Genomic DNA, 18,734 nt, shown 5'->3' with positions numbered 1-18,734 from the left:
TTTAACGCTTTTTCCAGCTGTTCGTTCCCCCAAAATCGCCCATAAGGAGCACATCCATGGCGCTTATCGATGCCATCCACGCCCGCGAAATCCTCGATTCCCGCGGAAACCCGACCGTAGAAGTTGAAGTACTGCTCTCCGATGGCCAGATCGGCCGCGCGGCAGTACCCTCCGGTGCCTCCACCGGTGAGCACGAGGCCGTTGAGCTCCGTGACGGAGACAAGGGACGTTACCTCGGCAAGGGTGTCCAGAAGGCCGTTGACGCTGTCATCGACCAGATCGCTCCGGCACTGACCGGCTTCGACGCCACCGACCAGCGCAGCATCGACCAGGCCATGATCGACCTGGACGGCACCCCCAACAAGGCCAAGCTCGGCGCCAACGCCATCCTGGGCGTTTCGCTGGCCGTTGCCAACGCCGCTGCCGCCTCCGCAGACCTGCCGCTGTACAAGTACCTGGGCGGCCCCAACGCGCACGTCCTGCCGGTTCCGCTGATGAACATCCTCAACGGTGGCTCGCACGCCGACTCCGACGTGGACATCCAGGAATTCATGATCGTCCCGATCGGCGCCGAGACCTTCTCCGAGGGCCTCCGCTGGGGCGTCGAGGTCTACCACAACCTCAAGTCCGTCCTGCAGGCCAAGGGCCTGTCCACCGGCCTGGGTGACGAAGGTGGCTTCGCGCCTAACCTGCCGTCCAACCGTGCTGCGCTGGACCTGATCCAGGAAGCCATCACGAACGCCGGCTACACCCCGGGCAAGGACATCGCCCTGGCGCTGGACGTCGCCTCCTCCGAGTTCTTCAAGGACGGCGCCTACCAGTTCGAGGGCAAGGCACTGTCCGCCACCGAGATGAGCGCCTACTACGCCGAGCTCGTGGCCGACTACCCGCTGGTTTCCATCGAGGATCCCTTGGATGAGAACGACTGGGACGGCTGGAAGACCCTCACCGACAGCATCGGTGACAAGGTCCAGCTGGTCGGCGATGACCTTTTCGTCACCAACCCGGCCATCCTGCAGCGCGGCATCGACACCAAGACCGCCAACTCGCTGCTGGTCAAGGTCAACCAGATCGGTTCACTGACCGAAACGCTGGACGCCGTCAGCCTGGCCCAGCGCGCCGGTTACACCACCATCACCTCGCACCGCTCCGGCGAGACCGAGGACACCACCATCGCCGACATCTCGGTGGCCACCAACGCCGGCCAGATCAAGACCGGTGCCCCGGCACGCTCGGAGCGCGTTGCCAAGTACAACCAGCTCCTGCGCATCGAAGAAGAACTCGACGACGCCGCACGCTACGCCGGCCGCAGCGCTTTCCCGCGTTTCAAGGGCTAGTAGCCGCGTAAACCTCTGACCGGTGGCTATGGTTGAAAGACCATAGCCACCGGTTTTTGTTTAGCCGGCATTGATTGAGCCGGCATCAAGCGCAGAGTTGCGGCCAGAGGCAGGCCGCACGTTTCAGGAGTGTCATGGCCACCCGCCGTCCCAAAGTTCCCAAAGCCGCTTCTAGGCATCAGGCCACCACGGATCCAGCCACTGAAGACGCCGGCGTCATCCGCGCCGATTTTGGCGGTACAGCCAGCAGCGCTAAGGGCGGGAGCAAGGGCAAAACCGGCCCGGCGTTCAGCGCCGGAACATCCGCATCGGACACCAGGCTCCCGGCAAGCAAAGGGCAGGGGAGCGGCCACAGCGGTAACACCGCGGGCAAGACACGGAAGCCTGACACCACGCAGGATGACAGCCAGCCGGTGCCCGCCAAGGCGTTCTCCGGCCGCATGCTGGCACTGGCGGTGGTCATGATTGCCATCACCATCATGCTGGCCCCCACCGTGAAGATCTTCTTCGATAAACGGGCCGAGCTCGCCGCCCTCAGCGCCGATATTGCCGCCCGCCAGGCCGAGCAGGACGGCCTGCGGCAGCAGATCTCACGGTGGCAGGATCCGAACTACGTGAAACAGCAGGCCCGCGACCGCATTAACATGGTTATGCCGGGTGAATCCGGCTACTGGGTCTTCGGTGGCGATCTGCCGGCCGGAACAAGCAGTAGCCTGACCGCCACAGCAGCACAAGACCCCGCCGATCTGCCGTGGGTGGATTCCCTGTGGGAGTCCATCAGGCGTGCGGCCACAGACTGAACAGCTAGAGGAAGGATGGCCCGCGCCAGTGGAAGAAAACACGGCGACTGCGCCGGAGAAGTCCCGCCAGCCATCAGCACACGATCTTGAAGTACTCAGCAGGCAGTTGGGACGGCCGGTGCGCGATGTGGTGGAAATCCCGGCGCGCTGCGTCTGTGGCAACCCCCTCGTCGCCGCCACCGCACCGCGGCTGAGCAACGGGACACCGTTTCCCACCACGTTCTATCTGACGCACCCCGTCATCACTTCGGCGGTTTCCCGGCTGGAAGCTGCCGGGCTGATGAACGACATGAATGAACGCCTGAGCGCCGATGAGCCCCTCGCGGCCGCCTACCGTGCAGCGCACGAGGACTATCTCGGAGCCCGCGCGGCGATCGGCGAGCGTTCCGGCATCGGCGCCGTCCCGGAGATTGACGGCATCTCCGCCGGTGGCATGCCCACCCGGGTCAAATGCCTCCACGTCCTGGTGGGCCATTCCCTCGCGGCAGGTCCCGGCGTGAACCCGCTGGGGGATGAGGCCATTGCCGGCATCAGTGAATGGTGGACACCGGACCGCTGCTACTGCGACGGCGCCTGGGACACCGCAGGGGAGGCCCCGTCAAAGGATCTCAGCCGCCACGGACCCCAGGGCCGGCCGGAGATCGTGGGCCGGCCCGCTCCGGTCCGCAAGACAGCAAGCGCTGACGGGGCAGGGGCATGACCCGCGTCGCGGCCATCGACTGCGGCACGAACTCGCTCCGCCTGCTCATCGCCGACATCGACCGCAGCAACGGGACAGCGAAGCTCACCGACGTTGTCCGCGAAATGCGGGTTGTCCGGCTGGGCCAGGGCGTGGACGCCACCGGTGAACTCGCCCCTGAGGCACTGGAGCGCACCTTCGCGGCCACAAGGGATTACGCAGCCATGATCCGCGAGCACGGCGCCGAGTCCATCCGTTTTGTGGCCACCTCGGCCAGCCGGGACGCGCGCAACCGCCAGGTCTTTGTGGACGGGATCCAGGAACTGCTGGGCGTTGTGCCTGAGGTTATCTCGGGCGATGAAGAAGCTGCCCTGTCCTTCGCCGGGGCCAGCAGCGTGCTGCCCGTCCTTGACGGCGAGCAGGTGCTGGTGGTGGACCTCGGCGGCGGCAGCACGGAGTTCGTCCTCGGTACCTCCGACGGCGTCACGGCCGCCAAGTCCGTGGATGTCGGCTGCGTCCGGCTGACCGAACGGCACCTGCAGGACGATCCGCCCACGGCGGAGCAGATCGCCGCCGCGGAAGCCGACATCGACGCCGCCATCGCCCGGGCGGGGCTGGACGTTCCGCTGGAACGTGCCACAGCCGTCGTCGGGGTGGCCGGCTCGATCACCACCATCACCGCCCATGCCCTGCGGCTTCCGGAGTATTCGCCGGCGGCGATCCACGGGACGGAATTGTCCATCGGCACCATCACCGAAGCCGCCACCGACCTCCTCCACATGACCAGGCGAGAACGTGCGGAACTGGCGTACATGCACCCCGGCCGCGTCGACGTAATGGGTGCCGGCGGGCTGGTGTGGCGGCGCATCCTGGAGCGACTGAATGAACTCACCGCGGGCCGGATCGTCACGGCCACGGCCAGTGAACACGATATTCTTGACGGAATTGCCCTGAGCATCCACTAACCAGGCCTTCAGCCAACCAAGCATGGGAACCCACATGACCAGAGCAACAGCACGGTTCCGCCGGGCCGCGTCAGCTCTCCTGGCGATGACCCTTGCAGGCGTCAGTCTGGCCGCAGGACTGACCTTGGCGCCCGCGGCCATGGCCGACGCTGAACGGGACAAGCAGTACTGGCTTGGCGAAGCCGGAATTACGAAGGCCTGGGAAGTTTCCAAGGGCGCCGGAGTCAAGATCGCGGTGATCGACAGCGGCGTGGATGCCCAGCACCCTGACCTGAAGGGCGCCGTCACCGGAGGCTTCGACGCGTCCGGGGCCGGCAGCCCCAACGGGCAGAAAAGCCTGGGCGTCAAGCCGGAACACGGGACTCTGGTAGCCACCATCCTGGCCGGCCGCGGACACCAGCCCGCCGGCGCCTCCGCTTCGCCCGGTCCCGGCCCGGCTGCCGCCGGACCGGACGGCATGATTGGCGTGGCTCCTGAAGCTGAGATCCTGTCCGTGTCAACGTGGCTGGGATCGGCCAACCCCGCGGGCAAGAGCGATCAGGACCAGATCCCGGAAGCGGTCCGTTGGGCCGTGGACAACGGGGCCAAAGTCATTAACATTTCGCTGGGCAGCGCCACGCCGCAGTGGCCCCAGAGCTGGGACGCTGCCTTCCTCTATGCCGAACAGAAGGATGTGGTGATCGTGGCCGCCGCCGGAAACCGGATAGGCGGCAACCTCCAGGTGGGAGCGCCCGCCACCATCCCCGGCGTCCTCACCGTCGCCGGCCTGGACCGCAAGGGCACAGCGAGCGTCGACTCGTCCTCCCAGGGGATCAGCATCGGTGTGGCGGCCCCGGCTGAAAACCTGCTGGGCGGGCTGCCCGGCGGCGGCTACGCAGAATGGGCGGGAACGTCCGGAGCTGCCCCGATCGTTGCCGGTGTGGCCGCACTCATCCGTTCCAAGTGGCCGGAGATGAGCGCCAAGCAGGTCATCAACCGGATCGTCAGCACGGCCAAGGATGCCGGTCCTGCCGGAAAAGACCCGCTGTACGGCTTTGGCGTGCTGAACGCCGAGGCCGCCCTGAAGGACTCCGTCCCGGAAGCCGCCGCCAACCCGCTCGGCTCCATCTCGGACTGGATCCGCGTGCACCGCCGCGGCAACCTTGGTGCGCCGGCACCGGTGCCCACCGACGAAGTGGCCAGTGCCGTTCCTACCCTGCCCGAGCCCACTGTGCCCGCGGCCGAGGCGCCCTCACAGCGTGACAGTGCCGTTGGCGCCGTCGTCGTGATCGGTTCGGTGATCCTCTTTGTAGTGATCATCGGGGCAGCCGTTTTCCAGCTGCGGAGGGCTGCCCGAAACCCCGGAGCGGCGCGCGAGGAACCCGATACCGGCGCGTTCCAAACCGTTGATTCAGGCGGCAAAACGTAGTTAGTGAAGATTTTCACAAACTGTTGTATCCTTAAATCATGGCAACCACCCCAGAGCTCCAGGACCGTCCCAGGGTACTCGTCGTCGGCGGCGGGTACGTCGGCCTGTACGTAGCACTCAAACTGCAGAAGAAGATCGCGAATGCCGGTGGCATCGTCACCCTCGTGGATCCACTGCCCTACATGACTTACCAGCCCTTCCTGCCCGAAGTGGCCGGCGGCAACATCGAGGCCCGCCACGCAGTGGTCTCGCACCGCCAGCACCTGAAGCAGACTGAACTCATCCAGGGCAGCGTCACCTCGATCGACCACGCCAACCGCACCGCCGTCGTGGCGCCAGCGGACGGCGGAGAGCACATCGAGATCCCCTACTTCGACATTGTGGTGGCCGCAGGCGCCATCACCCGCACGTTCCCCATCAAGGGCCTGGCGGACAAGGGCATCGGCCTGAAGACCATCGAAGAGGCTGTGGCCCTTCGCAACAAGGTGCTGGAGCGCCTCGAGGCCGCGTCCACCATCGCGGACCCCGCTGCCCGTGCCAAGGCACTGACATTCGTGGTTGTCGGTGGCGGCTTCGCCGGCATCGAGTGCATCACCGAAATGGAAGACCTGGCCCGCGCCGCGGTCAAGAACAACCCCCGCATCCGCCAGGAAGAAGTACGCTTCGTCCTGGTTGAAGCCATGGGCCGCATCATGCCCGAGGTCACGGCACCGCAGGCCGTGTGGGTTGTGGAGCACCTCCGCAGCCGCGGCATCGAGGTCCTGCTGAACACCTCCCTGGACAGCGCTGAGGGCTCCCTGAAGCTCATCAACCTCCCGGACAAGTCCCTCGCCCAGGAATTCGAAGCCGACACGCTCGTCTGGACTGCCGGCGTGCAGGCCAACCCGATGATCCGCTCCTCCGACTTCCCGCTGGAACCCCGCGGCCGCGTCCGCGTTCTGCCGGACCTCCGCATCGCCGGCGATGAAGGCATCATCGACAACGCCTGGGCCGCCGGCGACATCGCCGCCGTGCCGGACCTCACGGGCAGCGGCCTGCCGGACGGCACCTGCGTCCCGAACGCCCAGCACGCACTTCGCCAGGCCAAGCGCCTCGCCAAGAACCTGTGGGCTTCGCGCTGGGACAAGCCGCTGAAGGACTACAAGCACAAGAACCTGGGTGCTGTGGCTGGCTTCGGCGAGTGGAAGGGTGTTGCCAACATCAACATTCTGGGCCGCATCGGCCTCAAGGGCCCGCTCGCGTGGCTGGCCCACCGCGGCTACCACGGCATGGCCATGCCCACCATGGAGCGCAAGGTCCGCGTCATCATGGGTTGGATCCTCGCGTTCTTTATGGGCCGCGACACCACCCAGCTGATCGACCTCGACAACCCGCGTGGTGCCTTCGTGGCCGCTGCCACTCCTGCTCCCAAGCCGGCTGCGGCTGCTCCCGCCCCGGCGGCCAGCGCGCCCGAGGCATCCGCCGGAGCGGCCAAGCCCGGCTCTGCGGAGGCCACCAGCGTGGACCCCAAGCAGTCGGTCACCGCGGACGCCAAGTAACACCGGCATCCCGAAACAGCATTTGTAACGCCCGACGGCGGCTGTCCCCTTGAGGGATAGCCGCCGTTTTGGCGTTTCCCGCCTGGTGTCCCTTCTAGACTGGCAGCATGACTGGCGAAAAGAACCTCCAGACCCTGCTGGCAACACTGAAACCGGTGCTGCGGGAGGGGGAGTACGTCTACGTCCTGTGGCCGCATGGCAGGCCGCTCGAGCCCGGCATCGAAGCTGCCGTCCGTGAGGCCGAGGGCCTGACGGTCGTCCTGCCGCGGGAAAGGGCAGACAGCCTGGGGCTGCACTACGACTTTGTGGCGGCCTGGATTACCCTGGAAGTGCACTCCGCGCTGGAGGCTGTTGGTCTGACAGCCGCCGTCGGGAAGGCCCTGACCGACGCCAGGATCAGCTGCAACGTGCTGGCCGGCTTCCACCACGACCACCTGCTGGTGCCGGTGGCGGACGCACCACGCGCCGTCGAAGCCCTAGCTGAGCTGTCAGCGGCCAGCCGGCACGTGCCGCGGCCCGAGCTGCTGCTCAGGAACGAGACGGCTGCGGACAGGGACAAGATCCTCGCGTTGACGGGCGAGGCGTTCGCGGTCTCCCCGGTCACGGGCCTGCCGGTGGACGGGGAGCCCGACGAGGTGGACGTGCTCCGCCGGCTCTTCGAGTGCGAGGACTACCTGCCCGAGTTCAGCGTGGTGGCGGTGCTCGACGACGAGATAGTCGGCCATGTGATCAGCACACGGGGCTGGGTGGGCGACTACGGGTTGCTTGGGCTCGGGCCCATCGGTGTGACACCAAGGCTGCAGCGCCATGGGATCGGCACTGCCCTCATGAACGACACGATTGCCCGGGCCAACGCGGCGGGGGAGGGCGGGATTGCGTTGCTGGGCAGCACCGATTACTACCCGCGCTTCGGCTTTGTCCCGGCTGCGTCCTTCGGCGTCCTCCCTCCCGACGCGGCCTGGGGGGACCACTTCCAGCTGCTCCCGCTGGCGGTCTGGCCCGGCGGGGTCCACGGGACGTTCCGGTACGCCGGACCGCTTGCGGGCGAATGACGGGATACCATTGACCGGGCGCCCCAGTAGCCCAATTGGCAGAGGCAGCGGACTTAAAATCCGCGTGTTGTGGGTTCGAGTCCCACCTGGGGTACAAATTCTCCCTAGGGAGTTCCTCCTGACGCGCCCTTCCGCGCCTCCCGCGTGACCTCAACAGACCTTTCCCGTTCATTGATTTCGCATATGCAACGACTGTTATAAGGATGTGACCTCAGTCACTTATATCCGCCGAAGATATGCATTAGCTTGAAGTTAAATCAGGAACACCTGATCATCCGCGTCAAAGGCCGTTCGCACCTTTCGATCCAGGAGATTGTCAATGATTTCACTTTCCCCGGCGGCACCCCGTCTTGCTAAGCTCACAGCGCTTAGCGTCGGCGTCGCCTTTCTGGTTACAGCCTGTGGTGGCACCTCCACCCCGAGCTCGACAGAAACCACCACGTCAGCATCTGGGATCTCCTGCCCCGCTCCCGGCGCGGCTCCCGGAAGCACAGCAAAGGCGGGCGCTGGAGGCGCTGTTCCGCCTGCAACCACCGTCACGGAAACGCCGCTCAAGCTGGGTTCCCTGCTCCCCACCACCGGCTCACTGTCCTTCCTCGGGCCGCCCGAAATTGCGGGTGTGAATCTTGGCATCAAGGAAGTTAATGATGCCGGGGGTGTCCTGGGCAAGCCTGTGGAAGTGATCCACCGTGACTCCGGCGACACCAAGACAGATATCGCCACGCAGTCCACCAGCGCGCTCCTCGGCCAGGGCGTCAGCGCCATCATCGGTGCCGCGTCTTCGGGTGTGTCCAAGACGGTCATCAACCAGATCACCGGTGCCGGGGTTATCCAGTTCTCGCCCGCCAACACCTCCCCGGATTTCACCGCCTGGGATGACAAGGGCCTCTACTGGCGTACTGCGCCTTCAGATGTGCTGCAGGGCAAGGTCCTGGGCAACTACATGGCCACTTGTGGTGCACAGACTGTGGGCATGATCGTACTCAACGACGCCTACGGAACCGGCCTTGCCAGCAACGTCAAGTCCGCCTTCGAAGCGGCCGGCGGCAAGGTAGTTGCGGAGGAGCTGTTCAACGAGGGTGACTCCCAGTTCAGCAGCCAGGTGGACAAGGTCATTGCGGCCAAGCCCGACGCGATTGCCCTGATCACCTTTGACCAGGCCAAGAGCATCGTGCCGCTGATGACGGGCAAGGGTGTCAAGCCCACCCAGATGTTCCTTGTGGACGGCAACACTTCCGACTACAGCAAGGACTTCCAGGCCGGGACCCTGAAGGGCGCCCAGGGAACCATCCCTGGCACGTTCGCCAAGGAAGCGTTCAAGCAGAAACTGCTTGCGATTGATCCGGCCCTGAAGGACTACAGCTACGCAGGTGAATCCTACGATGCTGTGAACCTGATCGCCCTTGCCACTGAGGCCGCCAAGAGCACCAGCGGCGTTGAGATTGCCAAGCAGCTCAAGGCAGTCTCGGAGTCGGGTGAGAAGTGCAGCGACTTCGCCTCCTGCGTCACGCTGCTCCGCAACGGCAAGGACATCGACTACGACGGCCAGTCAGGTCCGGTGACGTTCTCCGACGCCGGCGACCCGACGGAAGCCTACATCGGCATCTACGAGTACCAGGACGACAACAAGTACGCGCCGTCCAAGGAAGAATTCGGCAAGCTGTAAAGCCGCTTCCTGCATAAAGACCCCCGTCCACACCGGACGGGGGTCTTTTGCGTGGAGGGACGAGTGCAGGCGCCCGAGCAGGTGGTTGCGGAGGCGCTCGGACGGTACCAACGCGCCGGGGAACTACGCCAGGCACGCAGAAGGGCCGCCACCGGCTGGTGACGGCCCTTCTGGGAGCTACTGCCTGAACCGCTAGTCGACGGTGTCAGCCAGCGTACCCAGATAGAGCTGGATCACCTTAGGGTCCTTCATCAGTTCCCGCCCGGTTCCGGTGTAAGCGTCCCTTCCTTGGTCAAGCACATAGGCGCGGTCGCAGATCTGGAGGCAACGGCGGGCATTCTGTTCCACCATGATCACCGAGACGCCTGCCCGGTTGATCTCGTGCACCCGCAGGAAGGTTTCGTCCTGCTTGACAGGGGAGAGGCCTGCGGAGGGCTCATCAAGGAGCAGGACGGCGGGCTCCATCATCAGCGCGCGTCCCATGGCCACCATCTGACGTTCGCCGCCGGAGAGCGACCCAGCCCGCTGGGCCCGGCGCTTGCCGAGCTCAGGAAACAGGCTGGTCACAAAATCAAACCGCTCGGCGAAGTCTTTGGGGCGCTGGAACATGCCCATCTGCATGTTCTCCTCGATCGTCAGCGTGGCGAACACGTTGTTGTTCTGCGGGACGAATCCCACGCCCATGGTGACCAACTTGTTGGCTTTTAAACCGGTGATGTCCTGGCCACGCACCACAACGGTGCCCGAATGGACTTTCACCAGACCGAACATCGCTTTGAGCAGAGTCGATTTACCAGCGCCGTTGGGACCGATGATGCCGATCAGTTCGCCCTTGCGAGCCTCGATATTGCAACCGTTGAGGATATTCACACCGGGAAGGTAGCCGGCAACGAGGTTTGTTACCTTGACGACCGAATCGTCGGTTGCTGCGCTACCGGCAGCGGGAGCCGCACTCGTGGCGCTCATTCTGTGTCCTTTTCTCTGCGGCGTCGTTCTTCCGCACGATTCTCCTCGAGCTCCTGCTCGAGCACATCGATGGCGATGATGCCCGCGTTCTCAGTACCGACAATCGACTCCTCATCCGCTTCCAGCTCGGCTGCAAGTTCCTTGATGCCCTCGGTGTCGCCAAGGTCCACGTCGTGATGGGCTCCCAGGTAAGCGTCGATGACGGCGGGATTCTTCATGACTTCGCCAGGAGGGCCCTCGGCAACGATTTTTCCTTCGGCCATCACCACCACCCAGTCGGCAATATGGCGCACCATGTTCATGTCGTGCTCCACGAAAAGCACGGTCATGCCTTCCGCCTTGAGGTTCTTGATGTGGTCCAGGAGGGACTGGGTCAGCGCCGGGTTGACGCCTGCCATGGGCTCGTCCAGCATGACCAGCTTGGGCCTGACCATCAGGGAACGTGCCATTTCCAGGAGTTTCCGCTGGCCTCCGGAAAGGGAGGCAGCGTAGTCGTCCTTCTTGGCGTCCAGCTTGAACTTCTCAAGCAGGACGTTCGCCTGGGCAGTGATCTCCTTTTCCCGGCCGCCCCAGAGGCCCTTGAACAGGGCCTTGGAGAGGCGCTCACCGGGCTGTTCCGAGCCGCCGAGCCGCATGTTCTCCATGACGGTGAGCTTTCCCATGACCTTTGTCAGCTGGAAGGTCCTCACCATCCCCATCCGTGCCACTTTGTAAGGTGAAATGCCGGCGAGGCTGTTGCCTTCGAACTGCCATTTGCCCGAGTTCGGCATATCGAATCCGGTCAGCAGATTGAAGAGCGTGGTCTTACCTGCACCGTTCGGGCCGATCAGCGCTGTGATCTTGTGCCGCGGGATCTCCAGGTATTCGACGTCGACGGCGTTGATGCCGCCGAAGCTGCGGGTGACGTTTTCCGCCACCACGATCGGATCGCGCTTCTTGCAGCCGGGAGCGGTGTCCCCGGCGGCGATCGGACGCGTGTCCGTCATGTAGTCAATTTCCTCCGACGGACGGGGTTCTTCGCTATGCGTGCTCATGCGAACGCCAGCTCCTTCTTGTTACCGAAGACGCCCTGGGGCCTGAAGATCATCAGCAGCATCAGTGCGACACCCACAAGGATGTAACGCAGCTGGCCGGCCTGGACTGTGTTGAGCCAGGTGACGGCGCCGGATTCGATCAGGCCGTACAGGATGCCCTGTGTGAGGGACAGTACTACCCAGAAGATCATCGCGCCGATGACGGGTCCCAGCACCGTGCCGAGGCCGCCGAGCAGCAGGCAGGTGTACAGGAAGAACGTCAGTTCGGTGCCATAGTTGGCCGGTTGGACTGCGCCGCGGGGGAGCGTAAAGATCATGCCCGCCAGGGCGCCGAGCACGCCACCCATGATGAGGGCCTGCATTTTGTAGGCGTACACGTTCTTGCCGAGGGACCTGACCGCGTTTTCGTCCTCGCGGATGCCCTTGAGTACGCGGCCCCATGGGCTCCTCATCAGCAGCCACACCAGGGTGCAGCAGATGATGACGAGGCCCCAGCCGACGACGCGGATGAAGAAGTCCCGGTTGTTCATGCCCATGTACGAGCCCGCCGGGAACGGGTTCATGGCGTAGAACCCGCCTTCGAAGGCGGCCAGGCCGTTGGCCGATCCGGTCACGGCGGTCAGCTGGTTGGTCGTGACAATGTAGCGGACGATTTCCGCGGCCGCGATCGTGACGATAGCCAGGTAGTCCGCGCGCAGCCGCAGCGTCGGTATGCCCAAGAGCATCGCGAAGATGGCCGAGCAGATCACGGCGATGACCAGTCCCACAAAGAAGGGCACGCCAAAGGTGAGCGTCGAGATGGCGAAGCCGTAGGCGCCCACAGCCATAAAGCCGGCCTGGCCAAAGTTCAGCAGGCCTGAGTAGCCGAAGTGGACTGCCAGCCCGAGGGCCGCAAGGGCATAGGCCGCGGTAGTCGGGCTGAAGAGTTCGCCGGCGGCGCTGGAGAGAATGAATCCGAAATCCATGGCTGCCTCCTAACCCACGCGCTCGCGACGACCCAGGATGCCCTGGGGCCGGAACAAGAGGACAACAATCATGATGAACAGTGCTCCCACATACTTGAGGTCGGCAGCGAGGCCGAAAACGGTGGTCAGCTCTACGAAGATGCCGACGATGATGGACCCAATGAGGGCGCCAAAGACGGTGCCGAGGCCGCCGAGGGTCACACCGGCGAAGATGAGCAGCAGGATCTGCGAACCCATGTCGAAGGTCACGCCGGGCCGGTAGTAGGCCCACAGGATTCCGCCGAGGGAGGCGAGCATGCCGCCGGTAACCCAGACGATCCGGATGACCGAGTCGACATCGATGCCGGAAGCGGCGGCCAGTGCAGGATTGTCGGCCACCGCCCGGGTTGCCTTGCCCAGCCGGGTCTTCAGCAGGACGATCCCCAACAGGGCAATGACCACTGCGCTGACAATCAGGGACCAGAGGTTGTTGGGCGAGATGGATATAGGGCCGAGCTGGATTTCCGCGCTCTGCGCAAAGGGCAGTTGCTGCGTGGCGCCGCCAAAGTAGAACTGGATGACATAGCGGACGGCAAGGGCGAGGCCGATGCTGACGATCATCATGGGCACGAGGCCCGTTCCGCGGCGGCGAAGCGGCTTCCAGAGCCCGGCGTCCTGGATATAGCCGAAGAGGCCGCCGCCGAGGAGCGAAAGGATCAAGGCCAGCCAGAAAGGGAGTCCTATAGCGTTAAAGGCGAAGACCAGCACGGCGCCCAGGGTGACCATTTCCCCATGGGCGAAGTTCGTCAGGCCTGTGGTTCCGAAGATCAGGGAAAGTCCCACGGAAGCCAGCGCCAGCAGGAGGCCAAAGCTCAGCCCCGCCACGAGCCGGTTGACGAGGTTCTGGCCGAAGTCCTGTTGCTGGACAACGATCCCTTCGCCGAAGGCGAAAATCACGGAGAGGTTGGAGGTCTGGCTGAACGTTACACTGCGGGGGTTTTCCTGGCCTTCCGCGAGCTTGATGCCCTCTGGCAGGGTCGATTCGTCCAGCTCGATCTCATAAGTGCCCTGGACCGGGACGCCAATGCTCCAGGACCCGTTGGCCGCGGATGTGGCGGTCCCTTCGAAGTCCCCGCTCCTGGCGGTTATGGTCACATCGGCGATGGGGGCGCGCGCGTCATCCCGAAGGAAGCCGCTGATGTTGTTCTGGAAGGTCGTAATCGACGGGGATGGTGTCGGAGACGGCGAAGTGGCTTGTGATGCCGGGGCGACGACGAGCAGTATCGCCACGACAGAGGCAAAGACGGCCCCTATCACTTTCAGCAATCCGCCCGGCCGTCTGTGCGGCGAGCCTTTGGGTGTACTTCTCAAAATGAAAATCCTCCACTTGGGTGGGGTGGCCAGGGATGCGCCATTGCAACCACTGCAAACGTCACGGGACGGATGGTGGTGCTTTCTGCAGGTTGGGGGCCTGATTGTGATATCCGTCACCGTGTGTGGTTTATGTTACAGCTCGTCAGAGGCAAATTTTAGGCTGGGGGGAGGCCGTCGGGTAGCGATCGCATAACAACTGCGTTACAGCCATGGCGCAATGGCAAAGTGTTCGCAAAGAAACTTCTGTTGATCAGCAGTATTCCTCCGGGGGCGGCCTGGCCTACGCGCGGCCTGGCGGCGCGTGCGACCGTCCACTCGGATGCATCACGGTTGCGTTTCGGCGCCATGGACGGGGAACTTATTGGGGCGTGAGCGCGTAGATATTGGTAGCGTGGTTCGTAAGTCACGACTCAACCCTTTACTTGGAGGACACCAGCAATGGCACTTGGCGGAAACCCGATCTTCAACGGAAAGAATTTCCGTGGAGCAACGCAGGCACCGCGTGTCCCGCAGGCACCCTACGGACAGGCACAGTATGGCCAGCGGGCTCCCGGCCAGGTCATGGATCCCCAGAATGGTTGGGGCCAGCAGCAGAACATGACCGATGAGCAGCTGCGCCAGATGTACAACCAGCCGGCCGCAGGTCCCGCGGACACCGGCCGGATGACCTACGACGACGTCATCGTCAAGACAGCGGCGTGCCTCGGAGTCCTGCTGGCCGGTGCCGCGGTGACCCTGTTCGTCAGCATGGGGCTGGCCAGCATCCTGATGATCGTCGGTGCGCTGGGCGGCTTCGTCCTGGCACTGGTCAACACGTTCAAGAAGCAGCCTTCACCGGCCCTGATCCTGGCCTATGCCGGGCTCGAAGGCCTGTTCCTCGGCGGCCTCACCCGCGTGCTCGATCTGATGTACCCGGGAGTCGGCCTGCAGGCCGTCATCGGCACGCTGTCCGTGTTCACCGTGACGTTGCTCCTGTTCAAGAGCGGCAAGGTGCGCGCCTCTCCCAAGGCCATGAAGTTCTTTATGATCGCCTTGGTGGGTTACGGCCTGTTCTCCGTGGTCAACCTGGTCATGATGATGACGGGTATGACGACGGAACCCTTCGGCCTGCGCAGCGGCATCATTGGTGTTGTCATCGGCATCCTGGCCATTGGCCTGGCCGCGTTCTCCCTGGTCATGGACTTCACCAGCATCGAAGCCGGCGTGCAGAGCGGCGCACCGCAGCGCTTCTCCTGGACCGCGGCCTTCGGCCTGACGGTCACCCTGGTCTGGCTCTACGTGGAGATCATCCGCGTCCTGGCCATCCTCCGCGGCGAGGACTGACAACAAAACCCGGCATCCGCCGTCGTAATCTCACTCACAAGAAGAGGGCCCCACCGATGCATTTCGCATCAGGCGGGGCCCTCTTTTTGCGGTATCAGCGCTACGAAATGCGCATGGCTCCCGCTGCCGGGGTCACCGTGAAGATGTCAGGGGCCGTGTAGCCGGCTTCTTCGAAGGCACGCACGACGGCGGCGCGCACCTGCTGCTCCGACGTCACCGGGGTGAGCGCGATGGCGGCACCGCCGAAGCCACCGCCGGTCATCCGGGCGCCGATTGCGCCGTTGGCGCGGGAGGTGGCCACCGCCAGATCCAGTTCCGGGCAGGAGATTTCAAAGTCGTCCCGCATGGAAACGTGACTGGCGTCCAGCAGCGCGCCGATGGAACCGGGGCCCGCACTGGCCAGCAGCTCCACGGTCTGCAGCACGCGGTCGTTTTCGGTCACGATATGGCGCACGCGCCGGTAGGTGACCTCGTCCAGGAGGCCGGCGGCTTCTTCCAGGTCCTCCATCCGGACGTCACGCAGTGCCTTGACGCCCAGGACCTCGGCGCCCAGTTCGCAGGACGCGCGACGGGACGCATACCCGCCGTCGGCATGGGAGTGGGAGACGTTGGTATCGATCACCAGCATCACCAGCCCTGCAGGTTCTGTTTCGAAGGGAACCAGCTGAACGCTCTGATCGCGGCAGTCCAGGAAGACTGCGTGCCCCTTGGATCCGCGCAGCGACGCTGACTGGTCCATGATGCCCGTCGGCGCGCCGACAAAGTCGTTCTCGGCGCGCTGGGTGGCGAGGACCATCTCCTCGGGTTCAAGCCCCGCTCCCGTCAGGTCATTCAGGGCTGAGATGACCGCGCATTCGATGGCGTGCGATGAGGACAGGCCGGCGCCCAGGGGGACGTTGGAATCGAGCAGCAGGTCCACCCCCGGAACGGCGATGCCCTGCTGCTGCAACGCCCACATCACTCCGAGCGGATACTTCGTCCAGCCCTTGGCGGAAGCCGCGTCCAAAGAGCCGAGGTCGGCGGTGACCATGCCGTGGTCGCCGTAAGTGGACAGGAGCCTGACCGTGGAGTCCGGACGGACTCCGACAGCCACCCGGGCGGTCTTGTCGATCGCGAACGGGAGCACAAAACCCTCGTTGTAGTCGGTGTGCTCGCCGATGAGGTTTACGCGTCCCGGTGCCTGCCAGACGCCGTCGGGCAGCCTGCCGAATTCCTGCTCAAAGCGGGCGGCCAGGTCCGCCGTGCCGGGCTGCGCTGTGCCCACGTCCGCCGTGCCGGGTTCCGTCGGGCTGGTCAGCGGGCCTGGGACAGTCAACGGGTCAGGGGAGGCGCTCACGCGTGTACTCCTTCAGGCAGGGCCCCCAGAGCAGCAGGGGCGGTTGCTGCAGGGACGGGGCTGGACTCCGGAACCACCACGGCACGGAGCCGTTCCGCCACGCTTTCCGGGGTGGTGTCATTGATAAAGGCGCCCATGGCGGCTTCGGAGCCGGCCAGGAACTTGAGCTTGTCCGCTGCCCGGCGGGGCGACGTCAGCTGGAGGTGCAGGTAGCTGGCGGGGCGGAGGAGGTCGTCAAGAGGGGCCTGGTGCCAGGCGGAAATGTAGGGCGTCGGCGTCGGATACAGGGCATCGAGCCGTTTGAGCAGGTCAAGGTAGACATGGGCCAGTTCATCCTTTTCCTCACCGCTCAAGGCGGCCAGGTCGGGTACCTGCCGGTGCGGCACCAAATGGATTTCCAGCGGCCAGCGGGATGCGAACGGTACGTAGGCGCTGAAATTCTCGCCCTCCATCACCATTCGGCTCCCGTCCTCGCGTTCCGCCCGCAGCAGCGAGCCCGTGAGCGTCTGCCGCCCGTCGGACCCATCATAGAACTTGCGTGCGACCGCTCCGATGACCCCTGCCCGGGGCGTGACGTAAGGGTATGCATAGATCTGGCCGTGCGGGTGGTGGAGGGTGACGCCGATGTCGGCCCCGCGGTTTTCGAACGGGAACACCTGTTTGATCCCCGGCAGTTTGCTGAGGACTTCGGTGCGGTGCGCCCACGCCTCAACCACAGTCCGGGCGCGGGCCTCACCCAGGCCACTGAACGATCCCGTGTGCTCGGGAGTGAACGCCACTACTTCGCAGCGTCCGTACGCGGGTCCGGTGGTGCCCCAGGCCGGAGTGGACGGCACTGGGCCCACTGCCGGGCCCAGCGACGGGAAGCGGTTTTCAAACACCACAACGTCGTAGTCGGGCGCGGGGATTTCGGAGGGGTTGTTCGGTGTGGTGGGGCAGATGGGGCACTGGTCCGCAGGCGGGAGGTGGGTGCGGGACTGCCGGTGCGCCGCGACGGCCACCCACTCGTCGGTGAGGGCATCGAAGCGTACTTCGCCAGGCTCGCCGCGCTCGGGCAAGGGCCGGTGATCGGTGGTGGTGGCCGCCGTGCGGGACTTGGCGGTGGCGCCGTCGTCGAAATAAATCAGCTCCCGGCCATCGGCGAGCGTGGTGGTGGTGATACCTGTCATGGCGGGGGTCCTTTGCGTGCTGGTGCCGGAGGTGTCGGGTGTCCGTTGCCTCGATCATCCCATATTTCGCTCAAAAAAGAATAGTTTCACACAAAAGAGAACATTTCGCGGTGATGGCAGGCAGTCCTTGCCCCCTGTTACGGTGGTGCTCATGACTTCGAGCGCAACCCCGGACGCGAGCATTCCCGCCGGATTCCAGACCTACGCCACCGGCCGGCAGTACGAACTCCGCAGGGGTGACGCGTTCGCAGTTGTGACTGAGTTGGCGGCCGGCCTGCGGCTTTACAGCCGCGCCGGTGTCCAGCTCACCGAGACCTATGGGGACGCCGAGATTTCCCCCGGCGCCGCCGGGATCACCCTCGCCCCCTGGGCAAACAGGGTGGAGGACGGGGTCTGGTACCTGGACGGTAAGAAGCAGCAGCTGGACATCACGGAGGTTTCCCGGAACAACGCCAGTCATGGACTGCTCCGCAACTCCGCCTACAGCCTGGTTGATGAATCGCAATATTCCGTGACCCTCGAGGCGACGGTCTTCCCGCAGCATGGCTACCCCTTCCTCGTGCGCCACCGGGTCCAGTACCTTCTCGCTGAGGACCTTGGCCTGGAAGTCCGCCAGACGCTGATCAACGATTCCAACGCGCCAGCGCCGTTCGTCCTGGGCGCCCACCCATACCTGCGGCTGGGCGACGCGGACGTGGACCAGCTCACCCTGACCGTCGCCGCCGGCATCCGCCTGGTGGCGGACCGGCGCCTGATCCCGCGGAGCTCGGAGCCCGTCAGCGGGGACAGTGACTTCCGCAGCGGCCAAAGAGTGGGGGACCTTGAGATCGATGTAGCCCTCACTGACCTGACGTTCGACGGCGGTGCGGCCCGCCATGTGCTCAGCGCACCTGACGGCCGCAGTGTCACGTTATGGCAGGACGAATCCTGCGGCTACGTCCACATCTTTGTGACAACTGAGCTGCCCGGCAGGCCCAGGGCGGTGGCCATCGAACCCATGACCGGTCCGGCCAACGCCTTCAACTCGGGTGACGGGCTGCGGTGGCTTTCGGCCGGGGAAACGTTCACGATGGCCTGGGGGATCGATGCTGTCCTGGGCGGGGCCGGGTAGCCGTTTCGCATAAGGGGCGGTGCTGAGGAAGT

General features: G+C 64.7%; 16 protein-coding genes and 1 tRNA gene. 11 read left to right on the top strand and 6 right to left on the bottom strand.

Annotated features, from left to right (window positions below; genetic code table 11):
* Window positions 1-56: 56 nt before the first annotated feature.
* The 9 genes from eno to AU252_RS04345 all read left to right on the top strand — a co-directional run bounded on the left by eno (window position 57) and on the right by AU252_RS04345 (window position 9,445).
* Window positions 57-1,337, top strand: coding sequence for a phosphopyruvate hydratase (gene eno, locus AU252_RS04385; protein WP_056343550.1), 1,281 nt, complete (start codon window positions 57-59; stop codon window positions 1,335-1,337).
* A 134-nt stretch (window positions 1,338-1,471) separates the two neighbouring features.
* Window positions 1,472-2,137, top strand: coding sequence for an FtsB family cell division protein (locus AU252_RS04380; protein ID WP_058929671.1), 666 nt, complete (start codon window positions 1,472-1,474; stop codon window positions 2,135-2,137).
* A 28-nt stretch (window positions 2,138-2,165) separates the two neighbouring features.
* The gene (locus tag AU252_RS04375) at window positions 2,166-2,837 is read left to right on the top strand and encodes a DUF501 domain-containing protein (protein ID WP_083510253.1); all 672 of its coding nucleotides are present in this window, start codon (window positions 2,166-2,168) and stop codon (window positions 2,835-2,837) included.
* Window positions 2,834-3,781 (top strand): Ppx/GppA phosphatase family protein, encoded by a 948-nt coding sequence (locus AU252_RS04370; RefSeq protein ID WP_058929669.1) that lies wholly within the window; start codon window positions 2,834-2,836, stop codon window positions 3,779-3,781. The genes AU252_RS04375 and AU252_RS04370 overlap by 4 nt, the downstream gene beginning before the upstream one ends.
* A gap of 34 nt (window positions 3,782-3,815) precedes the next feature.
* A complete protein-coding gene (locus tag AU252_RS04365) occupies window positions 3,816-5,189 on the top strand; it encodes a S8 family serine peptidase (protein WP_058929668.1) in 1,374 nt (457 codons plus the stop codon).
* Window positions 5,190-5,227: 38 nt separating this feature from the next.
* Complete coding sequence (locus tag AU252_RS04360; protein WP_058929667.1) at window positions 5,228-6,727, top strand: NAD(P)/FAD-dependent oxidoreductase; 1,500 nt, start codon at window positions 5,228-5,230, stop codon at window positions 6,725-6,727.
* A 107-nt stretch (window positions 6,728-6,834) separates the two neighbouring features.
* Entirely contained in the window at window positions 6,835-7,779 is a 945-nt protein-coding gene (locus AU252_RS04355; protein ID WP_058929666.1) for an N-acetyltransferase, read from the top strand.
* Window positions 7,780-7,799: 20 nt separating this feature from the next.
* Window positions 7,800-7,873 (top strand) — tRNA-Leu (locus AU252_RS04350).
* Window positions 7,874-8,098: 225 nt separating this feature from the next.
* Window positions 8,099-9,445, top strand: coding sequence for an ABC transporter substrate-binding protein (locus tag AU252_RS04345; RefSeq protein ID WP_058929665.1), 1,347 nt, complete (start codon window positions 8,099-8,101; stop codon window positions 9,443-9,445).
* Between the two features lie 192 nt (window positions 9,446-9,637).
* Here the strand turns inward: AU252_RS04345 and AU252_RS04340 are convergent, their stop codons facing one another.
* Genes AU252_RS04340 through AU252_RS04325 form a run of 4 tightly spaced genes read right to left on the bottom strand, consistent with a single transcriptional unit; the run spans window position 9,638 to window position 13,703 of the window.
* Entirely contained in the window at window positions 9,638-10,411 is a 774-nt protein-coding gene (locus tag AU252_RS04340; RefSeq protein ID WP_058929664.1) for an ABC transporter ATP-binding protein, read from the bottom strand.
* The gene (locus AU252_RS04335; protein ID WP_058929663.1) at window positions 10,408-11,445 is read right to left on the bottom strand and encodes an ABC transporter ATP-binding protein; all 1,038 of its coding nucleotides are present in this window, start codon (window positions 11,443-11,445) and stop codon (window positions 10,408-10,410) included. The genes AU252_RS04340 and AU252_RS04335 overlap by 4 nt, the downstream gene beginning before the upstream one ends.
* On the bottom strand, window positions 11,442-12,410 hold the full coding sequence (locus AU252_RS04330; RefSeq protein ID WP_058929662.1) for a branched-chain amino acid ABC transporter permease: 969 nt from the start codon (window positions 12,408-12,410) through the stop codon (window positions 11,442-11,444). The genes AU252_RS04335 and AU252_RS04330 overlap by 4 nt, the downstream gene beginning before the upstream one ends.
* Window positions 12,411-12,419: 9 nt before the next feature.
* Window positions 12,420-13,703 (bottom strand): branched-chain amino acid ABC transporter permease, encoded by a 1,284-nt coding sequence (locus tag AU252_RS04325; RefSeq protein WP_205630681.1) that lies wholly within the window; start codon window positions 13,701-13,703, stop codon window positions 12,420-12,422.
* A gap of 498 nt (window positions 13,704-14,201) precedes the next feature.
* Between AU252_RS04325 and AU252_RS04320 the strand changes: the two genes are divergently transcribed.
* Complete coding sequence (locus AU252_RS04320) at window positions 14,202-15,086, top strand: Bax inhibitor-1/YccA family protein (RefSeq protein ID WP_058929661.1); 885 nt, start codon at window positions 14,202-14,204, stop codon at window positions 15,084-15,086.
* Window positions 15,087-15,186: 100 nt separating this feature from the next.
* Here the strand turns inward: AU252_RS04320 and galK are convergent, their stop codons facing one another.
* Together galK and galT are read right to left on the bottom strand one after the other, a co-directional pair.
* A complete protein-coding gene (gene galK / locus AU252_RS04315) occupies window positions 15,187-16,350 on the bottom strand; it encodes a galactokinase (RefSeq protein ID WP_058932741.1) in 1,164 nt (387 codons plus the stop codon).
* Window positions 16,351-16,418: 68 nt separating this feature from the next.
* A complete protein-coding gene (gene galT / locus AU252_RS04310) occupies window positions 16,419-17,591 on the bottom strand; it encodes a galactose-1-phosphate uridylyltransferase (protein ID WP_058929660.1) in 1,173 nt (390 codons plus the stop codon).
* 151 nt (window positions 17,592-17,742) lie between these two features.
* Here galT and AU252_RS04305 point away from each other — a divergent pair, with 151 nt between their 5' ends.
* Entirely contained in the window at window positions 17,743-18,702 is a 960-nt protein-coding gene (locus AU252_RS04305) for an aldose 1-epimerase family protein (RefSeq protein ID WP_058932740.1), read from the top strand.
* The last annotated feature ends 32 nt before the right edge of the window (window positions 18,703-18,734 follow it).

It is taken from the genome of Pseudarthrobacter sulfonivorans (assembly GCF_001484605.1).
Classification (GTDB): domain Bacteria; phylum Actinomycetota; class Actinomycetes; order Actinomycetales; family Micrococcaceae; genus Arthrobacter; species Arthrobacter sulfonivorans_A.
The sequence above is the reverse complement of the archived record's forward strand: the minus strand, read 5'-3'. Positions and strand labels throughout refer to the sequence as shown.

Excerpts from the sequence above, each read along its gene's own strand:
- AU252_RS04335 (WP_058929663.1), bottom strand. The coding sequence starts at position 11,445 with ATGAGCACGCATAGCGAAGAACCCCGTCCGTCGGAGGAAATTGACTAC.
- AU252_RS04340 (WP_058929664.1), bottom strand. The coding sequence starts at position 10,411 with ATGAGCGCCACGAGTGCGGCTCCCGCTGCCGGTAGCGCAGCAACCGAC.
- eno (WP_056343550.1), top strand. The coding sequence starts at position 57 with ATGGCGCTTATCGATGCCATCCACGCCCGCGAAATCCTCGATTCCCGC.
- AU252_RS04320 (WP_058929661.1), top strand. The coding sequence starts at position 14,202 with ATGGCACTTGGCGGAAACCCGATCTTCAACGGAAAGAATTTCCGTGGA.
- AU252_RS04330 (WP_058929662.1), bottom strand. The coding sequence starts at position 12,410 with ATGGATTTCGGATTCATTCTCTCCAGCGCCGCCGGCGAACTCTTCAGC.
- AU252_RS04370 (WP_058929669.1), top strand. The coding sequence starts at position 2,834 with ATGACCCGCGTCGCGGCCATCGACTGCGGCACGAACTCGCTCCGCCTG.
- AU252_RS04360 (WP_058929667.1), top strand. The coding sequence starts at position 5,228 with ATGGCAACCACCCCAGAGCTCCAGGACCGTCCCAGGGTACTCGTCGTC.
- AU252_RS04355 (WP_058929666.1), top strand. The coding sequence starts at position 6,835 with ATGACTGGCGAAAAGAACCTCCAGACCCTGCTGGCAACACTGAAACCG.
- galT (WP_058929660.1), bottom strand. The coding sequence starts at position 17,591 with ATGACAGGTATCACCACCACCACGCTCGCCGATGGCCGGGAGCTGATT.
- AU252_RS04345 (WP_058929665.1), top strand. The coding sequence starts at position 8,099 with ATGATTTCACTTTCCCCGGCGGCACCCCGTCTTGCTAAGCTCACAGCG.
- AU252_RS04380 (WP_058929671.1), top strand. The coding sequence starts at position 1,472 with ATGGCCACCCGCCGTCCCAAAGTTCCCAAAGCCGCTTCTAGGCATCAG.
- AU252_RS04305 (WP_058932740.1), top strand. The coding sequence starts at position 17,743 with ATGACTTCGAGCGCAACCCCGGACGCGAGCATTCCCGCCGGATTCCAG.
- AU252_RS04365 (WP_058929668.1), top strand. The coding sequence starts at position 3,816 with ATGACCAGAGCAACAGCACGGTTCCGCCGGGCCGCGTCAGCTCTCCTG.